This is a genomic window from Paenibacillus sp. NMA1017 (assembly GCF_058895805.1).
Genome location: NZ_JBZXYR010000016.1, coordinates 62018 through 79227 on the forward strand (window position 1 = coordinate 62018; position 17210 = coordinate 79227).

12 protein-coding genes, 2 pseudogenes and 1 riboswitch are annotated in these 17210 nt (G+C 42.2%); of the genes and pseudogenes, 6 read left to right on the forward strand and 8 right to left on the reverse strand.

What is annotated here, in order from left to right:
• The first annotated feature begins 295 nt into the window (after positions 1 to 295).
• Complete coding sequence (locus AC5ELV_RS24545) at positions 296 to 2461, forward strand: amidase (RefSeq protein ID WP_493432247.1); 2166 nt, start codon at positions 296 to 298, stop codon at positions 2459 to 2461.
• Positions 2462 to 2954: 493 nt separating this feature from the next.
• Here AC5ELV_RS24545 and ppsA read toward each other — a convergent pair whose 3' ends face one another.
• From ppsA to AC5ELV_RS24560, 3 genes are all read right to left on the reverse strand, one after another.
• Positions 2955 to 5573: a phosphoenolpyruvate synthase gene (ppsA, locus tag AC5ELV_RS24550; RefSeq protein ID WP_493432248.1), complete on the reverse strand. Its 2619-nt coding sequence runs from the start codon at positions 5571 to 5573 to the stop codon at positions 2955 to 2957.
• 477 nt (positions 5574 to 6050) lie between these two features.
• The gene (locus AC5ELV_RS24555; RefSeq protein WP_493432249.1) at positions 6051 to 6422 is read right to left on the reverse strand and encodes a hypothetical protein; all 372 of its coding nucleotides are present in this window, start codon (positions 6420 to 6422) and stop codon (positions 6051 to 6053) included.
• A gap of 377 nt (positions 6423 to 6799) precedes the next feature.
• Positions 6800 to 7453 carry a GntR family transcriptional regulator gene (locus tag AC5ELV_RS24560; RefSeq protein WP_493432250.1) on the reverse strand — a complete coding sequence of 218 codons (654 nt, stop codon included), beginning with the start codon at positions 7451 to 7453 and terminating at the stop codon, positions 6800 to 6802.
• A 160-nt stretch (positions 7454 to 7613) separates the two neighbouring features.
• On the opposite strand from AC5ELV_RS24560, the gene uxuA reads away from it, so the two are divergent.
• Positions 7614 to 8690: a mannonate dehydratase gene (gene uxuA / locus AC5ELV_RS24565; protein ID WP_493432251.1), complete on the forward strand. Its 1077-nt coding sequence runs from the start codon at positions 7614 to 7616 to the stop codon at positions 8688 to 8690.
• Entirely contained in the window at positions 8691 to 10298 is a 1608-nt protein-coding gene (locus AC5ELV_RS24570; protein ID WP_493432252.1) for a mannitol dehydrogenase family protein, read from the forward strand. It begins immediately after the preceding gene.
• A 691-nt stretch (positions 10299 to 10989) separates the two neighbouring features.
• On the opposite strand, the gene AC5ELV_RS24575 is transcribed toward AC5ELV_RS24570, so the two are convergent.
• Positions 10990 to 11955, reverse strand: a complete 966-nt coding sequence (locus tag AC5ELV_RS24575) for a flavodoxin family protein (RefSeq protein ID WP_493432253.1) — start codon at positions 11953 to 11955, stop codon at positions 10990 to 10992.
• Between the two features lie 251 nt (positions 11956 to 12206).
• Between AC5ELV_RS24575 and AC5ELV_RS24580 the strand changes: the two genes are divergently transcribed.
• Entirely contained in the window at positions 12207 to 13688 is a 1482-nt protein-coding gene (locus AC5ELV_RS24580; RefSeq protein ID WP_493432254.1) for a PucR family transcriptional regulator, read from the forward strand.
• Between the two features lie 107 nt (positions 13689 to 13795).
• Here AC5ELV_RS24580 and AC5ELV_RS24585 read toward each other — a convergent pair whose 3' ends face one another.
• The 4 genes and pseudogenes from AC5ELV_RS24585 to AC5ELV_RS24600 all read right to left on the reverse strand — a co-directional run bounded on the left by AC5ELV_RS24585 (position 13796) and on the right by AC5ELV_RS24600 (position 15713).
• On the reverse strand, positions 13796 to 14110 hold the full coding sequence (locus tag AC5ELV_RS24585; RefSeq protein WP_023988641.1) for a DMT family transporter: 315 nt from the start codon (positions 14108 to 14110) through the stop codon (positions 13796 to 13798).
• A 21-nt stretch (positions 14111 to 14131) separates the two neighbouring features.
• Positions 14132 to 14455 (reverse strand): DMT family transporter, encoded by a 324-nt coding sequence (locus AC5ELV_RS24590; RefSeq protein WP_493432255.1) that lies wholly within the window; start codon positions 14453 to 14455, stop codon positions 14132 to 14134.
• A gap of 93 nt (positions 14456 to 14548) precedes the next feature.
• A riboswitch (guanidine-I (ykkC/yxkD leader) is annotated at positions 14549 to 14647 on the reverse strand.
• Positions 14648 to 14727: 80 nt separating this feature from the next.
• Positions 14728 to 15234, reverse strand: a pseudogene (paiA, locus tag AC5ELV_RS24595) (spermidine/spermine N(1)-acetyltransferase).
• A 26-nt stretch (positions 15235 to 15260) separates the two neighbouring features.
• Positions 15261 to 15713, reverse strand: coding sequence for a MarR family winged helix-turn-helix transcriptional regulator (locus AC5ELV_RS24600; protein ID WP_493432256.1), 453 nt, complete (start codon positions 15711 to 15713; stop codon positions 15261 to 15263).
• Between the two features lie 112 nt (positions 15714 to 15825).
• On the opposite strand from AC5ELV_RS24600, the gene AC5ELV_RS24605 reads away from it, so the two are divergent.
• The gene (locus tag AC5ELV_RS24605) at positions 15826 to 16470 is read left to right on the forward strand and encodes a YczE/YyaS/YitT family protein (protein WP_493432257.1); all 645 of its coding nucleotides are present in this window, start codon (positions 15826 to 15828) and stop codon (positions 16468 to 16470) included.
• A gap of 116 nt (positions 16471 to 16586) precedes the next feature.
• Positions 16587 to 17210: pseudogene (locus tag AC5ELV_RS24610) on the forward strand (transposase); the annotation flags it as partial.

Consider the following 17210-nt stretch of genomic DNA (forward strand, 5'->3'; position numbering starts at 1 on the left):
GCTCGTATTTGTCTTAGTCCAAATGTTTACTAGATTGAGAATGTCTGAATACTTCATCCTCAGTGACTTACAAGTGTAACCCATGGAAAACGCCCTCTGGTGCTCGGGATTTGCTAGGGAAGCTCCCTAGTGTAATCTCGGGCACCATTTTACCTTAAATGGGTCCCTTCATATCTGTATTACAAAAATTGACATTTCGTATGAAAATAAGTAGTATAATTAGAAACATTTATGAATTTCTCGTTCCTCTCTATTCAAATTTCTGATCCTATTTAATTTAAGGAGTGAAAATGCTATGTGCGCACGAATGCTAAAAGCGAATGCAAGGAATGTAATCGGTAATTATTGCAAATGGATCGCGACTGGTATGATTTTAACTCTCACGGGATGCTCCCTTGCATCCGCCGCCCCTTCGCCCTCTTCCTCAAGTAAAACCAATAGTGAACCCGTCTCCTCCCTAGTTACATTTCAATTGCAAGAGGCTACAATTGCTCAGATGCAGGACGCGATGAAGTCAGGAGCACTGTCGAGTGTCGAACTCACCGCCCTGTACCTTAATCGCGTATATGCCTATGATTCTAGTGGCATTCGGCTGAATTCCATCCCTGTTCTGAACCCCGACGTACTAAAAGAAGCCGCTCAGGCTGATCAACTAAGGGCACAGGGTATTAAGACCGGTCCACTGCAAGGCATCCCCTACACGGTTAAAGACAGCTACAAGGTTAAGGGACTCACTGTCGCTTCTGGATCTCCGGCTTTCAAAAATCTGATGGCAAAAGACGATGCCTTTACAGTAGAGAAGATACGCAAATCCGGTGGGGTGCTCATTGGTAAAACCAACATGCCGCCAATGGCAGCAGGGGGAATGCAAAGAGGCGTTTATGGCCGTGCTGAAAGTCCGTACAATCCAAATTATTTGGCTGCAGCTTGGTACTCTGGCTCCTCTAACGGATCTGGCGTATCAACAGCCGCCAACCTCGCTGCCTTCGGTATGGGGGAAGAAACGGTATCCTCTGGAAGATCACCAGCATCTAACAATGGTTTAATTGCCTATACGCCGTCGCGAGGCTTAATCTCCATACGGGGGAATTGGCCGCTCTTCCCTATACGGGATGTCGTTGTCCCACATACGAGGACTGTTGAGGACATGCTCCGCTTGCTTGACGTAATCGTTGTAGAGGATAAGATCACCAAGGGCGATTTCTGGCGAGAACAGAAAGCCGTTCGGCTCCCTTCTGTCAACAGTGTCCGTCCCAAATCCTATTTACAGCTACGAGACATTCAAGCTTTGAAAGGGAAACGCATTGGCGTTCCGAAAATCTATATTGGTAAGGACCATGAAACCACAACTCCCATCAAATTCAGACCTTCGATACAAGCATTATGGGAAAAAGCTGTAAAGGATTTAACTGCTCTTGGAGCTGAGGTTGTGGAAGTTGACTTCCCCTTGCAGGCGAACAGCGAGAAGGACCGGCCAACAGCGAAAACACCTGAAGAGCGTGGTTTGATGCCAGCAAAGTGGGCTGAAAAGGAATTCGGGTTGCTAAATCCTTATGCAGCTGAGGAATTCCTTAAAAGTGTGGGCGATCCGAATTTCCCGTCATGGGCTAATATCGACCCTGCAACCGTCTTCCCGAATCCGCCCGGTTCGGTAGATGCCAAACGTGGCAGAGACCTTGGCCACTATGACGTATTCATTGAAACCATAAAAAAAGGGGTCACCCCATACGAACAAATTCCTCAGTTTCATGAAGGACTACGGGGGCTTGAAAATGTGCGAAAGATTGATTTTGAAAATTGGATGAAGCAGAACAACCTTGATTTTATTGCATTCCCGGCAAATTCGAATATCGGCAAAGCTGACTCCGATGTGAATGAAACATCCTATGAGGAGGCTTGGGAGAATGGCAACTATTTCTCCAATACGAATTTCATTCTACGCGAGTACGGGATCCCAAGTGTATCTGTGAGTATGGGCGCTATGAAGGATACCGGAATGCCCGTTAATCTGACGATGGCAGGCGCCGCATACAGTGATAATGACCTGCTTCGTTACGCTTATTCCTATGAGCAAGCGACCAAAAACCGTCCTATTGCTGCACGCACGCCAGCGCTTGAGGATGAAACCTTTTCCTATAACCCGCAAACTGCTCTCCCACCCTCTAAACGCAAGGAAACAGGAGCCCCTGAACTTAAGTTGAATGCTTCGATCACGGATGATGTTCTCGCTTTGGAAGGTTCAGTCACAGATCAAAGCGATATCGCACAGCTTAAAGTTTATGTCAATGGCATTCGTGTCGTTATTACAGAAGATAAAACCAATTGGTCAGCAACGCTTCCAACTACTAAATACAAACAGGGTGGTGTCTCCCAAGCCGATACGCTGCATATTCTCGTGCTGGCCAAGGATATTTATGGAAATACCTCTGGTCAAGTCAAGTCTGTCACTTTACCACAATAACGAAGGACATCATAGAACTCACTTTTGGATATTTGTTGAATAAAAACAATTCGGTGTGTCTTCCTCTGCATGCACGCATAAATTAGATCATCATAAATAATCACACAGCAAGCCTGTTCAGAAACGAATATGAGGTTCAACTCTGAGGGCACATTTGGATATTTAACACTGATACAATCGAGGGAGAAGACATTAAGATAGGATCAGCTATGTATAAATCATTGTGTTGATCGCAGCAAGGGAAACCATCGATAACTCCTGAAGGCTCCTGATTATTGCTACTCATTAAATAATGTGTTTTTTCGATCATCAAATAAATAAATAAGTTCTTAAAGTACTCCCCCCAAAAAATTAAAATCAGTTGATCAGTTGATTTTTTGGGGGGAGACTTTGTGTCATGGATAAAAGGACGGATAACCGCCCTTTTATCCATGACAGGTTGCATTTAATACCGTCCATTATGACAGAGGCTATTACTTAGCGTATTCAGCCATTACAATATTTCGATATACCCTTCGGTTCCATACACGCGAATTCGTTGCCCATCTTTTATCAGTTTGGTCGCATTCTCCACTCCCACAACGGCTGGCAAGCCATATTCACGTGCGATAACGGCTCCATGGGTCATCAGTCCGCCCACCTCCGTAACCAAGCCTTTTATGGATAAAAATAATGGAGTCCAGCTGGGATCGGTAAAGGCGGTAACTAGTATATCGCCATCTTCCAGATCAGCCCCTTCTATATTCAGGATCACACGTGCCCGCCCCTCTATAATGCCCGAAGAAACAGCGAGGCCTACAATAGCTTCGGCAGGGATATTTTCTCGTTTGTACTGACCCGTAATGATTTCGCCATCAGACGTGATAACACGTGGCGGAGTTAGTTTTTCATATAATCTGTACTCATCTTTTCGTTTGGCGATGACCTGGTAATCCAGTTTATTTGTGCGTATGGTTTCCTGTAATTCTTCAAAAGCGAGATAGTAAATATCTTCTTTTTCATGAAGAACGTTGGCTTGTACGAGTTGTTCCGCTTCCTTTAGTAAAGCCTGTTTATAAATAAAGTAGCGACTAACAATGTCGTATTTCGGATATTCACGATAACCGATGAAATTCCGAATCAGGTCGATCATTTGTTTTGTCTCTTCGGCTTTTTGTTCACCACCCGGTAATTGTTTCAATCGGGCTAATAAGTCCTGTTCTTTTTTCAAAGCTTCCTGTCGCCCTTGCTCAAACTTTCGTTTACTGGTGCCAGGATCAAGGTTTTTGATGTTACTGAGGATCATAGGTACCAGTGTACTTGGTTTTTCACTCCAGCGTGTTCTTGTAATATCGATCTCCCCGGCACATCGCATTCCATATTTGTCGAGATAAACAGCAATAGCATCACGCACCTGCTGCCCACCTTCGAATTGAACCAGTTCATCCAAAAAGTTATCATCCTTTACTTGTTGTAAATACTCAATTATTTCCGGATAGGGACGAATCACATCTGCAACATCCAGTAGCTCCATACCCATTTCAGAAGTGACGTTGTTAGGTACAGATAGGGAAAGTGTGTCTGCTACGTTTTTTTCACCTAACCATTCATTCATTTTTTCATTGATCCATGCTGAAGCATGCATGGCGGCCATAATCACATTCAAATTTTTCAGATCTGACGCTCGCTGCCTCCGTTGCTGCATATCTTCCAGGATACAATCAAATACATCCAATCCTGATTTCGTTTGGATATTATGTTTTAATGCTGATAACGATGTCTCACTACTCTTAATCAAAACAGCAACAATTTCCGGGTCGTTTCCTGCTTCTGCCAGAATATCCGCAGATGACATACCCTTATGGCTTTTAACGGGCCCCGGTTCGCTTGTGTCATATGGGTCCGATTTTATAAAATCTCCCCGCTCTATGATGGTAATAAGCGCGTCTTTTATGAGCGGATCGGAGTGCCCTAAAACATCCAATAAATTTTGCTTGCCAGCCGGTGAAGCCAGGCCCATCGTGATATCCACAAACAGCCTTCCGCCACCAGTTCTAAACATGGGTGTGGCACCCGTTAACATCCAAACAGATAACCCCAGTGGTTTAATAGGATCAGTCATCATTTGCTGATGGCCGACAGATACATACACGTGATTCTTCTGGTCATTTGCTTCAGGAATGGGATATAAAGTGGTGATCGGCCGGCTCTGGACAATATAAAATGTATCATCAGCCAAACACCATTCGATGTCTTGGGGGCAGCCGAAATGTTCTTCGATCTGTCTTCCAATGCGTGCCAGTTGTAAAATCTGCTGATCCGTAAGGGTTTGCGTCTTTTGCTGATCAGAATTGAGCTGTTTGGTCTCAGTTCCGCCTTCTCTTCGTCCATAGATAGCCAATTTTTTGGTTGCTATCCTCTTATCGACGATTTCCCCTTGCTGTACTTTATAACAATCGGCAGAGACTAAGCCAGAGACCAGTGCTTCTCCAAGTCCGAAACTGGCATCGATAGAGAGCAGCTTTCGGTTGCAAGTGATGGGATCAGCGGTAAATAAAATCCCTGAAGCCTGTGGGAACACCATTCTTTGAACGATAACAGATAAATAAACTTGGCTGTGATCAAATCCATTCTGCATTCGGTAAATTACCGCGCGTTCCGTAAATAAAGAAGCCCAACATTTGCGGATATGCTCCAAGATAGATTCTTTGCCAATAATATTTAAATAGGTGTCTTGTTGACCAGCAAAAGAGGCATGTGGCAAATCTTCGGCAGTCGCACTAGAACGCACGGCATAAGCATATTCATCGCCAAACTGGGAGAGATAGTGAGCAACTGCTTTCGCAACATCGGAAGGAATGGCTACTTCCATAATGGCATGTCGAATCTTCTTGCTGATTTCATAAATTTGTTCTCGATCTTCTACTTTAAGCGTAGTTAGCCGATCCAACAAAGCATGAATCATTTCGTTTTGTTCGATGGCTTTTTGATATCCCACTGTTGTAACACAAAACCCCTCTGGTACTTGTATTCCTTCCATTTTGCTTAATGCTCCTAAGTGCAGCCCTTTTCCACCAACAAGCAAAAGCTGAGTGTTATCCATTTCTTGAAAATCTAGAACCAGTGAATTCATTCAACATCTCTCCTAACCATTAAATTGAGAAAAAAACATTTGACAAGACTTTAGCGGCATGATAAGATTTAATTGTAAGATGTAATACTTATGCCTACCATATCTTCATAAGACGTAATCTGATTATATCATCGTGTCTGTTTTATATGCAATATAAAAGAACCTGATAATACTATCCAGGTTCTTTTTTGATTTCCGCTATCACTTCTTAAAATAAAAAAAGCCGCGATTTCACAGCAATGAATGGGGTAAAATTCTTATTACCCGACAGGTGCTGCATGACAAGAATATTATCTCATTCCAAGTCGATCTACCTTACAACACCTGCTTTGCTCGATCAAACAAATTCCGATATATAACCTGTCCACGAGTACACTTCTTCGAATTGTTGGATATGCTTCAAAATACACTGCTTTACGACTGCCTCCAATCATATGTTTGTTCCCTTTGCCAAATTTACTTTCACTTACGTTTGTTCTAGCTTTGCAAAAGCCGGTACAACAGCGCCTCTCCCTTATTCTCAAACGTTCGCTGTGTTTCCAGAAATTCAGGTACCTCTGGCAGCCGAGAGGGTCTGTACCCGGGCCCACCACAACCGCAGGAGTGGTAAGCGTATCCTTGTTGATATAGTAGCTCTACCTTTTTCCACTGTTTGATATCCGTTTGCTTCGGAGCCTGAAAATCATGCCCCATGTCATGCATGGATGCCTGGCATTGCGGACAGACATGGACAATCCGTTCATATTCATCCTTCGGCATTTTAAACCGTGATGTCTGCTTATATACTTTCCTGCAGGTAAAGCAGGCAAAGATATCTTTATATGGGCCGTATATTGCATATCTGCACATACGGTTACCCCCTTTATAATCTAGAATTGGTCTGGCATTTTTTACTTACATCATGGAAATATTTCAGTATTTTTTCAATTGTAATCTTGAGGAAGAGTACTAATTATTCCATAATTGTATTCTAGAGGGTTACACCTGACATGTATACAAGGGCGAAAAATCCTGGGAGAATTTCTCTAGTTTGATCACCGCCTGACGGATAATAAAAATACTCACGAGCAGAAATAGAATGACACAGACCAGCACGTTTCCGCCCATAAATTTTGCTACAATCTCGCATTTCTTACTCGATCTTTCACCCACCTATCTACCTCGTAGAACAGCCTCCATGAATTACCCACTTTTCGATATTCATAGCTGTTAATAAGCTAGCTGCCTTATTTTTTGATATAATCAGCGAACTTCCGAAGAAAATCGAGCGAATGGATATCCTCTCTGAGATGATGATGAACCAGATCATCCATTTTGCTTGTTTCCTTATTCAGCATGTATTCAAGCATAGCTTGGTGCTCATGCCAGATACCCATCAGCTTCCCTGTTTCCAGCATATGCAGCTTGCGATATCTGATATAGTGAACATTCGACTGCTGAATGAGCTGCCAAAGAAACCCCCGCCCTACCAATTGGAACATGGTTTGGTGGAATTGATCATCCAGACTGAGAAATTGATCCGTAGCATGATCTTCCTCGATCACAGCTCTTTGTCTGTCCAGAATCTCGCTCAACTTCTGTACATCGCTTAATGCAATTTGCGAAGAAAGCTCCTTCATAATCTCCTTTTCCAATGCGCTTCTTAAGTAAATAATTTGTTCAACGGACTCCAGATCAATATAGGACACAATGTTCCCCTTCTTGGGATAAATATCAATGTAGGACTCCAGCGCAAGCTGCTTCAATACATCGCGCAGCGGAGTTCTGGACAGCTGGAAGCGTTCTGACAAGGTCGTCTCGCTGAGCATAGTACCAGGCTTTAAGGTCAGCGACAAAATATCATTTTTCAAAAGCTGCTTGATTTCATCTTTTGTAAACATATCATTCCTACCTTCACCTTATAATTCTAATTTTATTATAAAGCATTTTGAGGTGACGAACTCCTCTAAAATTATCATTGACAAGTACAAACCCTATAATTTATGATCAATTCAATCTTGTATACAAGAAAAATGAAATACAATCAGGGAGGGCATTGTTATGAATATGACCTGGAGATGGTATGGAGAAGACAACGACAATATTACACTGGATCATATCCGGCAGATTCCGGGAGTTATGGGCATTGTCTGGTCTTTACATGATAAGGTAGCCGGTGAAGTATGGGAAATGGAGCGAATTCAGGAGGTAGCTGATCAGATTATGAGCAAGGGCTTTAGTACGGCGGTCGTAGAAAGTGTAAATGTCCACGATGATATCAAAATCGGCCTGCCATCCCGCGATCAATATATTGATATTTATATCGACACCATTCGAAAATTAGCCAAAGTGGGAGTCAAGGTGATTTGCTATAACTTTATGCCTGTCTTTGACTGGACAAGAACGGAGCTATATAAGGAACTGCCTGACGGGTCCAACGCCCTCTTTTATGAAAAGGCTGCCATTACCGAGGACCCCCGCCAAATGGTGGATCGGATTCTCGAAGGAGCAGGAAAGTTCACCATGCCTGGCTGGGAACCGGAACGGTTGGCGAGACTGGATGAACTTTTTGCTGCTTACGCGGATGTCACAGAAGACAAGTTGTTTGACAACCTGAAATATTTTCTGGAGCGCATCATCCCGGTCTGCGAGGAGGTTGACATCAAGATGGCCATTCATCCTGATGATCCGGCATGGCCCATCTTCGGGTTACCGAGAATTGTCCGTAGTCGTGAGACCATCCAACGCATCCTAAATGCAGTGAACAGCCCATATAATGGTCTAACCTTCTGTACAGGCTCACTGGGGAGCAATCCCGAGAATGATTTGCCTGCCATGATTCGGGAGTTTCATGATCGTATTCATTTTGCTCATATTCGTAATGTCAAGGTGTTTGAGAATGGCGATTTTATTGAAGTGTCACACCGTGGGAAGGACGGAAGCGTCGATGTACCGGAAGTAGTTAGAGCTTATCACGAGAACGGCTATCAGGGATATGTACGCCCGGATCACGGCAGACATCTATGGGGGGAAGAAAAGAATTGTCGGCCAGGTTACGGTTTGTATGATCGTGCACTGGGAGTTATGTACTTGCTTGGTGTCTGGGATAGTCTCGCTCAAGGCAAAGGAGTGAAATAAATGCTCCAACTTGACCGGAAAAGCCTTTCAAACAAGGCGGCCTGGGAAGCAGCAGGCATCGAACTGCCGAGATATGATCTAGAGCTTGTAGCCAATAACACCCGAGTTAGACCGCAATGGGTGCATTTCGGCGCAGGTAATATTTTTCGAGGGTTGGTAGCCAACGCGCAGCAACAACTGCTGAATAGATTGAAAGCGGATACAGGTATTGTAGCGGCCGAAGTCTTTGATTTTGAAATGATTGACAAAGCCTATAAGCCTTACGACAATCTAACCTTACTGGTGTTGATGAGTGCAGACGGAAAATTTCACAAAAGTGTGATCGCAAGCATCGTCGAAAGCCTCGCAGCAGAGCAAAATCGTCTCGACGACTATCTCCGTCTGATTGGAATATTTGAGAATCCAACTCTTCAAATGGCCAGCTTCACCGTCACAGAAAAAGGATACGCCCTTACCGGGCCCGACGGCAAGTATCTGGCTGTTGTGGAGAGGGATTTAGCGAATGGTCCTGAACAGCCGGTGCATGTGATGAGCATAGCTACTTCGCTTGCCTATCGGCGTTATCTGAAGGGGCAGCATCCAATGACCTTTGTAAGCATGGATAATTGCTCCCATAACGGTGATCTGTTAAAGGATAGTATGATTACTATCGCCAAGGAGTGGACTCGCGGAGGCCTGGTAGAGAAAGGATTTGCAGACTATCTGCAAAATGAGGAGAAAATAACCTTTCCGCTGACCATGATTGATAAAATCACCCCTCGCCCTTCCTTGCAGGTACAATCTACTCTTCGGGAGCTGGGGTTAGTTGACATGGAGATGATCGTTACCTCCAGGCATACGTATACGGCTCCCTTTGTCAATGCTGAGGTTAGCGAGTATTTGGTCATTGAAGACAAGTTTACGAACGGGAGACCTGCACTGGAGGAAGCTGGCATCATCTTCACGAATCGGGATACAGTGGACAAAGTGGAAAAGATGAAAGTCACTACTTGTCTCAATCCCCTGCATACAGCGCTAGCCCTCTCTGGGTGTCTGCTTGGATATCAGCTCATTGCAGATGAAATGAAGGATCACACATTGCGTCGTATGGTGGAAACCATCGGCTACAAGGAAGGCTTACCTGTTGTAGTTAATCCTGGAATTATCCAACCCAAACCGTTCATTGACGAGGTATTGCAGGAACGCTTCGCCAATCCCTATATTCCGGATACGCCACAGCGGATTGCAACAGATACCTCTCAAAAGATGAGCATCCGTTTTGGCGAAACCATAAAATCGTATGTTAGCACAGCAGGGCTCGATCCTGCCAACTTGACTGCTATTCCCTTGACCATTGCGATTTGGTGTCGCTATTTGCTGGGGGTGGATGATCAAGGAGTACCCTTCACACTCAGTCCGGACCCGTTACTGGATACATTGCAGGGATATTTGCAGAATACGAAGCTAGGAGATCAGACCTCCGGGGTTCGCTGCCTCCTTGAGGATGAAAAACTGTTCGGCGTCCGATTATATGAAATTGGTCTGGGCGACAAGATTGAAGCCATGTTTCATGAAATGCTGGCAGGTCCCGGAGCAGTCCGAAGCACGATAGAGAAGTATGTGAACTAGAACTTACATTCACGCAATCCTCCTGACACGCGACTTTGGTTAGGTGAATTGCGATTGTGACACACATCTGGCATATTTCATTGTGGTTTCATCAGTTAGAAGCATATAAAAGGCTCGCGGTTTATTACACTCCAGAAGCATCACTCAACATTATGAGGTTACCTTTGTGGGTTTCACATAGTTCATCTTAAATTTCGTATCGTCTTGTCATATCCTAATTTTATTTTATTTCGCCTAGTAGGAAGACAGGTCATAACAAATCTATTATAAGTTATTATCAAACCCAAGGAGCAGCTACCATTGCCAAACTGCTCCTTAGTTTTGATAAAGCCGTCAATCCGTACCTTCGTCCACCATGGGCTCACTACGCTTCACCTCAAGCACATTTTTGCTCAGGAAGTAGGCGGGTCCAGCAGACCGGGCATGACAATGGCTGCGTGTTAGTTGAACGTTTCCCGTTGCCTCCAACACTGCGTAATAAAAAAACGACTTGATCAGTTGCCTACGTAACTGACGCCGTATAGACCAGTTCCAACCATGCCCGCTTCAGCAAGCATCTTACCAGTTAAATTCGCTCTAAGCCCTCAAATGGACACCAGACGAATTTCAAAAATCCGAGATCATTAACTTGTGGTAGTTCAATCATAAATGATCTGCTTTCAATAAAAGAATAAGCACTTTAACAAGAATATCAATTACGAGCAGGTCTGGAATAAGATAAATAGTTTTTGTATTTTTTTAATCTTTCAGGCAACTCGCTAGCCTTGGAATTAGGCTTTAATGAAACTTTATATAATTCATCCGCGTGCTCGAATTTCCCGGAGATTAGAATATGAGAATGCACTCTATCTTCCTCCGCGACATTGAATTTAACTTTGCCTTGTTCAACCTCCAAAGTGCCCTTTACACCGCAAATTCCGCATATTGCAGGATAATTATCATCATGATTCCTGATTTCAACGAGTTTGGAATGACAGATTGGACATAAACCAGATTCGCCAATATATTTCGCTTCCGTATTCGGATTCATTAGTGTTTCAGCCACATGACGACCAGATTGCCTAGCTCTGTTCAATTCATTTTCCTTGAAGACTACTGATCCAGGCAAGCCAACCCAATTGACCAGCATTTTGTCTATAACATTGATTTGCATCGGCAGCGTGAAAAGATGGAGCATTGGCAGTGCAAGTGTGTCCCACTCACTCCCCCCTACAGCTATAAGAGAAGCCACTCTTGGTTTAAAGCTTCTTTCATCTGGGCCTTTACCAGTAGTTATTCCTCTTTCTTCGCGTTGCTTTTTGGCAATCATTCGGAAGGCAATGTCATGGGAGGGGCCCATCCGATCATTCAGAGTCTTCAACAGTCCACTCGGACTTTTCTCATAAATGGCTGAGCTCAAAATTAACCCGTCGCATTCCATTATTTTTTCTTCAATAAATCCATAATCATCGTTCTTTATCACACAATCTCCTGAGCCACACTTTTCAAGCAGGCTCACTACACAAGCATTACAACCGGTGCAAGGTTTAATTTGCAGGTCATTAAGACGTATAAGCTCTACCTCGGCACCCAGTTCTTCAGCACCCATCAGAGCTTCCTTAACAAGGATTTCTGAATTGCTCATTCTTCTACCGCAACTGATTCCTAAAATTTTCATTAATATCCTCCTGCTATTTATATTACTCATTTTTTTGATGAAAGTGTTATTTATTGCAGCATGTAATAATTTCAGTATATATAATAAAAACGTTATATCCCATGTGCTGGAATTTAAATATGGTCCGATATAGTGACGATGTTTTGTAATATTGCACAAGGACTAAAAAGCCTCTGGAGGCAGCTCTCGTAAAAATTCAAAAAATAATCAGAAAACTTAGCGACTGTTATCTTTCCTTGCCCGAAGAGGCCATGCAAACAAAAGAAATCAGTGAATTTACTATCCTGCGGTTGAGTTCCGTTTTTCAGGCTGATACCGCTTATATAGGCAAGCTTTCGGATTTGCCAAAGGACTTTCCTACGGACACTCCACTTTTTTGCATTCAGGACTGTGATGCACTTGTAGACTCCTATACTTGCCTTACCCTTCTGCCAAATAAACTAGATCTGCTGGATCTTTCGGGAAAGATTTCATCTATACTTGCTCATGAGAATCGACTCATTGAGCATATGCACACTCTGATATCCGCACTTTACTCAAACAAAGGTTTGCAATACTTGACAAACGAGGCCTCCCGCATTTTTGGTAATCCGGTAATCATTATCGACGCAGGCTATAAGTTACTCGCTATGTGTCAAGCACCCATTCCCAGCCGGCCTGATATCGAACAGCAGCGAAATTTAGGCTATATTCTTGACAGTAATATTGAGAGCATGAAGAAATCCAATCTGTACGAACTGACCCGTAGGGCTCTTATTCCTTATTATTCACGCGATCCCGAGACCAACGACTGTTGGATAACAGCTTTTGTGTACGTACATGGTATAGAATTTGCACAGGTCAGTGTTATGGAACTGAATCGTAAATTTATAGATATTGATTTTGAACTCGTACAATTTCTTTGTGAGCTGGTTTCGGTAGAATTGCAAAAGAACGACTTTTATAATTGCAATCAAGGAATGATGCATAATTTTTTGCTTTCCGAACTGCTTACAGGCGAGCTCAAGGATGCTAATGTCATTGCAATGCGACTGGCTCATCTGGAATGGGCGCTTACACCTTACCTGAGAGTGATGACCTTGACAGACCTGAAGAATGGCTTTTTTGACGGGAAAGTTCAGCTGGTTGCACAGCATATGATCCAATTACTTCCGGATAGCCGTTGGATCGTATATCAGGGACGTATTGTATTTCTCATTTCCCTCGTTGATTCATCCTGTAAAATTATTGCTGAAGACAAACGAATTCTGGAATTTCTCCAAGCAAACGGCCTAACTGCTTCGCTGAGTGACTACTTTAGTCATTTAACATTTTTGCGAAAATATTATAAGCAATGCCTAACCGCCATCGAGATTGGTTTCCAACTTAATTCTAACAAGCCAGTGTATATGTATGAGGACTATCTCTGCGAGCATATTGGAAAGATCATATCGGAACAGAACGATCTTGCTGACTTCTGCCATCCGATTATCCAGAAGCTAATTGCTTATGACAATGCTCACAAAACAAGTTTGCTTTCTACCCTTGAAGCCTATCTTCGATATGTGGACACTCCAAATCTTGCTGCTAAAACACTTTTTATTCATAGAAATACTTTATTCTATCGAATCAACAGGATACGTGAGCTTTTCGAGATTGATCTAAGCGATGGTGATATTCGTCTGAAGCTTCAAATGACTCTTCATTTTCTAAAACTGAATACACAACGCGGCGATCCTCAAGATCAGAGATAGAAGGCTATGCAAATGCAACTGTATTCTCTTTACTGGCAACAGCCCAAAAGCATTCTGTTAGTTTGCTGCTGTTCTAAGATGACCCATTTTTCTAATACTATCATTATTTAACTTACCAACTTTAGGCCAACTGCTGAACCGAGTACCATCGCAATGAACAGAATTCTCGCGGTATTACGCGGTTCACTGTAAAAGATCATACCCAATATGGCTCCGCCGGATGCTCCAATACCAGTCCAGACAGCGTAGGCCGTTCCCATTGGTAGTGTTTCCATGGCCAGGGATAGAAACAAGAAACTCAATCCAAAGCCTGCAAGCAGGTAAAAAGCAGACAGGAAATTCCGGTCTTTATGGAGCTTATTAATCATGAGAACTCCCATCATCTCAAATACGCCTGCCAAAATTAGAAATACCCAGTTCATACGTCAGTGCACCTCTTTTCCTTATTTCTTCTCTTTGCTCTGTATTTTGAGCCCTACAACTCCCAGCAGAAGCCCCCCGATCAGCAACAATTTAGATCCCTGTACCTCAGCACCAAACAACAAAATTTCTGCCAATACAGTGCCTGCCGTTCCTAACCCGACAAACACTGCATACACTGTACCTACCGGAAGCGTACGGGAAGCCATAATCATGAGTATGAAACTTACTAAAATGGCAACTAAAGTGCCCCCCCACTCTAACCATCCGCTGGCATGTTTCAGGCCGATGACCCAGCCAACTTCAAATAATGCCGCAATTACAACAGATAACCATGTCTTGTTCATTCTGTATTTCCTCCTTTTTGAAAATGCTGCAATATAATATGAATTTAAAGCAGCAATAAAAAAAGCCTGAGAGAATACTGCATACAGCAGTTTTTCTCCCAGGCTTTTATCCCTCCGTGGCACAGTACGATGACTGTGAGTTTTCTCTCGGACCAGCCGATACTATATCGCGGAACCCTAGAAAACACTTTTGAATTCAATTATAGTTGACATTATACACATTAGTGAATAAATTACAGTAAAAAATAATAAGAATTCGTATATACCTAAACTTATATCATTGTTTTGGTCATTATGAAATCAATTTGTTCTTCATCACCCATATAAAAAGAGTGTGCGCCAGTTTGAACAAACCCCATTTTCTTATAAAAACAATAGCGTTTTCATTTTTTTCCCATACACCAAGCCGGATTTTCTTTTTATTATGTTCCATCGCAATTTGCATAGCTTCATTTAGCAGATATTTACCAAGCCCATGTTTTTGAAATTTGTTTTTTATATAAATCCTCTCAATTTCGAGCGACTCATCACCCATTTTTTCGGATTGGGCCTCATTTATATTTACCTTTAAATATCCAGCAAGTTCTTCATTGAAATAGATGAAAAAGAATTCTGAAGAGACGTTGGACAATTCCTCCTCCAACTGTTTAAAGTTTTAGATAGGCTTTCATATTTTCAGGTGAATTCAGATCCTTAAAAGTATCGTTGAATGTTTCAATACTTATTTCTTGGAGAATTTGTAAATCTTCACGGCTGCATTTTATTATTTTTACAGTCACTTTAAATTATCGCTCCTTCATGTAAATCAATAATTTCTCTTGTTCCCCTTTTTTACAAATTCCCATTCATCACCTATATTTTTTCTTACTCTTAGAAGAAGATTAAAAATGGTGTTTACTTCACTTTCCGAAAATCCCGCTAATGCAACATTATCCGAATAATCATGTTCTCTTTTTATAAAAGGATAAACATTGCTCCCTTTTTCTGTTGGAAAGAGTTTTTTAGTTTTTTTGTTATGGGGAACCTCTTTCTTTTCAATAAATCCGTTAATGACAAGTTTTTGAATAGCACGTGATGCGGTTGTTCGATCTACTTTTATCATCTCAGCTAACTTTTCTTGAATGATTCCTGGGTTTTCACATATTCGTACAAGGTATAAATACTGTCCTTTTGTAAGGTCATATTCTTTAAATTCAATATTACTTATAGAATCTAATGCTCTTGTGATCATTCCAATTTCACGAAGTACTTCCTTCATAATGAACTCCTCCCCCTATTTTGTTGCAAATGCAATAAACATAGTATATATTTAATCTACCCTTATTTTGTTGCATTTGCAACATATAATTACGATAAAGAGGCCAAGTAAAGTGAAATATGTTTTTTTTGTAATAGGTATTTTTATATTATCCCTTGGTGTTTCTTTCACTATACAATCAGACCTTGGGACATCCCCTTTTGATGCACTTTTGGTAGGACTATCCACAAATGTGGGGCTTACTGTAGGAAGTTGGGAAATCATAATAGCTTTAATTTTGATCTGTTGTAATTCACTTATAAAAAGACAAAGACCAGAATTTCTGGGGTTGTTAACAGCATTTATAACGGGGATTGGTATTGATATGTGGCTTTTTTTATTGCAGGATTTAATAACACCTGAACTATGGTACAGCAAAGTTGTTTGTTTTGGAATTGGTTTAGTTGTTGTAGGATTAGGAACTGCAACATATTTACAGACTAATTTTGCACCCATTCCAGTTGACCGATTAACATTAATCATACAAGAAATTACTAGAACAAATCTATTTGTTTCGAGAACATTCATCTACCTCATATTCTTGATCATAGCAGCCATTTTAAATGGACCCATTGGCATCGGTACTTTGTTAACTGTTTGTTTAGGGGGGCTGATACTCAATTACTTTATGCCACTTACTGAAAAAGTACTTGACCGCATATTAACACACTCTGATACATCACCAAATCACGTGAAAGATAAAAAGCATTCTATATAGAATGCTCAGGCTGTCGAGAAAGTCTCGACAGCTATTTTTATGTTGATTTTGTTTAAGACGACAGCGCGTTAATGTTATATAATGTAGGTGACTATTGTAGAACGGACGGTGTTGGTATGCTGCGATCTTATCGAGACAAACAACAATCCTTTGAATTGGTTTCCCTGGAAGAACTGGTGCCGCAAGATCATTTGCTTCGCAAAGTGGATACATATATAGACTTCTCCTTTATTCATGAGAAGGTAAGCCCGCTGTATTGTGCGGACAATGGGCGTCCTGCCATTGATCCTACCGTATTGTTTAAAATGATCTTTCTCGGTTATTTCTATGGCATTCGCTCAGAACGGCAACTCGAGCGAGAAATCCAGACGAACTTGGCTTATCGTTGGTTCCTGGGGCTGGGCTTAACCGATAAAGTACCGGACCATACGACGATTAGCTGGAATCGCCGCACTCGCTTTAAAGACACCACGATCTTTCAAGATATCTTCGATGAAATTGTGTTGCAGGCGATCTCTCACCGAATGGTGGGCGGGCGTGTTCTCATGACCGATTCCACCCACCTCAAGGCCAATGCCAATAAACATCAGTACACCAAAGAGCAAGTATTGCAGAATACCAAAGAGTATATGGAGGAGCTTAACGAAGCAGTGAAGGAGGACCGGAGAAACCACGGAAAAAAGCATTAAAATCTCGAGAGGAAGTGAACGAAGAAAAAGAAATAAAAGTGAGCAAAACCG

Coding starts and splice junctions, on each gene's coding strand:
- AC5ELV_RS24600 (WP_493432256.1), bottom strand. CDS start 15,713: ATGAAGGAAGTACTTCGTGAAATTGGAATGATCACAAGAGCATTAGAT.
- uxuA (WP_493432251.1), top strand. CDS start 7,614: ATGAATATGACCTGGAGATGGTATGGAGAAGACAACGACAATATTACA.
- AC5ELV_RS24570 (WP_493432252.1), top strand. CDS start 8,691: ATGCTCCAACTTGACCGGAAAAGCCTTTCAAACAAGGCGGCCTGGGAA.
- AC5ELV_RS24545 (WP_493432247.1), top strand. CDS start 296: ATGTGCGCACGAATGCTAAAAGCGAATGCAAGGAATGTAATCGGTAAT.
- AC5ELV_RS24580 (WP_493432254.1), top strand. CDS start 12,207: ATGCAAACAAAAGAAATCAGTGAATTTACTATCCTGCGGTTGAGTTCC.
- AC5ELV_RS24560 (WP_493432250.1), bottom strand. CDS start 7,453: ATGTTTACAAAAGATGAAATCAAGCAGCTTTTGAAAAATGATATTTTG.
- AC5ELV_RS24555 (WP_493432249.1), bottom strand. CDS start 6,422: ATGTGCAGATATGCAATATACGGCCCATATAAAGATATCTTTGCCTGC.
- AC5ELV_RS24575 (WP_493432253.1), bottom strand. CDS start 11,955: ATGAAAATTTTAGGAATCAGTTGCGGTAGAAGAATGAGCAATTCAGAA.
- AC5ELV_RS24585 (WP_023988641.1), bottom strand. CDS start 14,110: ATGAACTGGGTATTTCTAATTTTGGCAGGCGTATTTGAGATGATGGGA.
- ppsA (WP_493432248.1), bottom strand. CDS start 5,573: ATGAATTCACTGGTTCTAGATTTTCAAGAAATGGATAACACTCAGCTT.
- AC5ELV_RS24590 (WP_493432255.1), bottom strand. CDS start 14,455: ATGAACAAGACATGGTTATCTGTTGTAATTGCGGCATTATTTGAAGTT.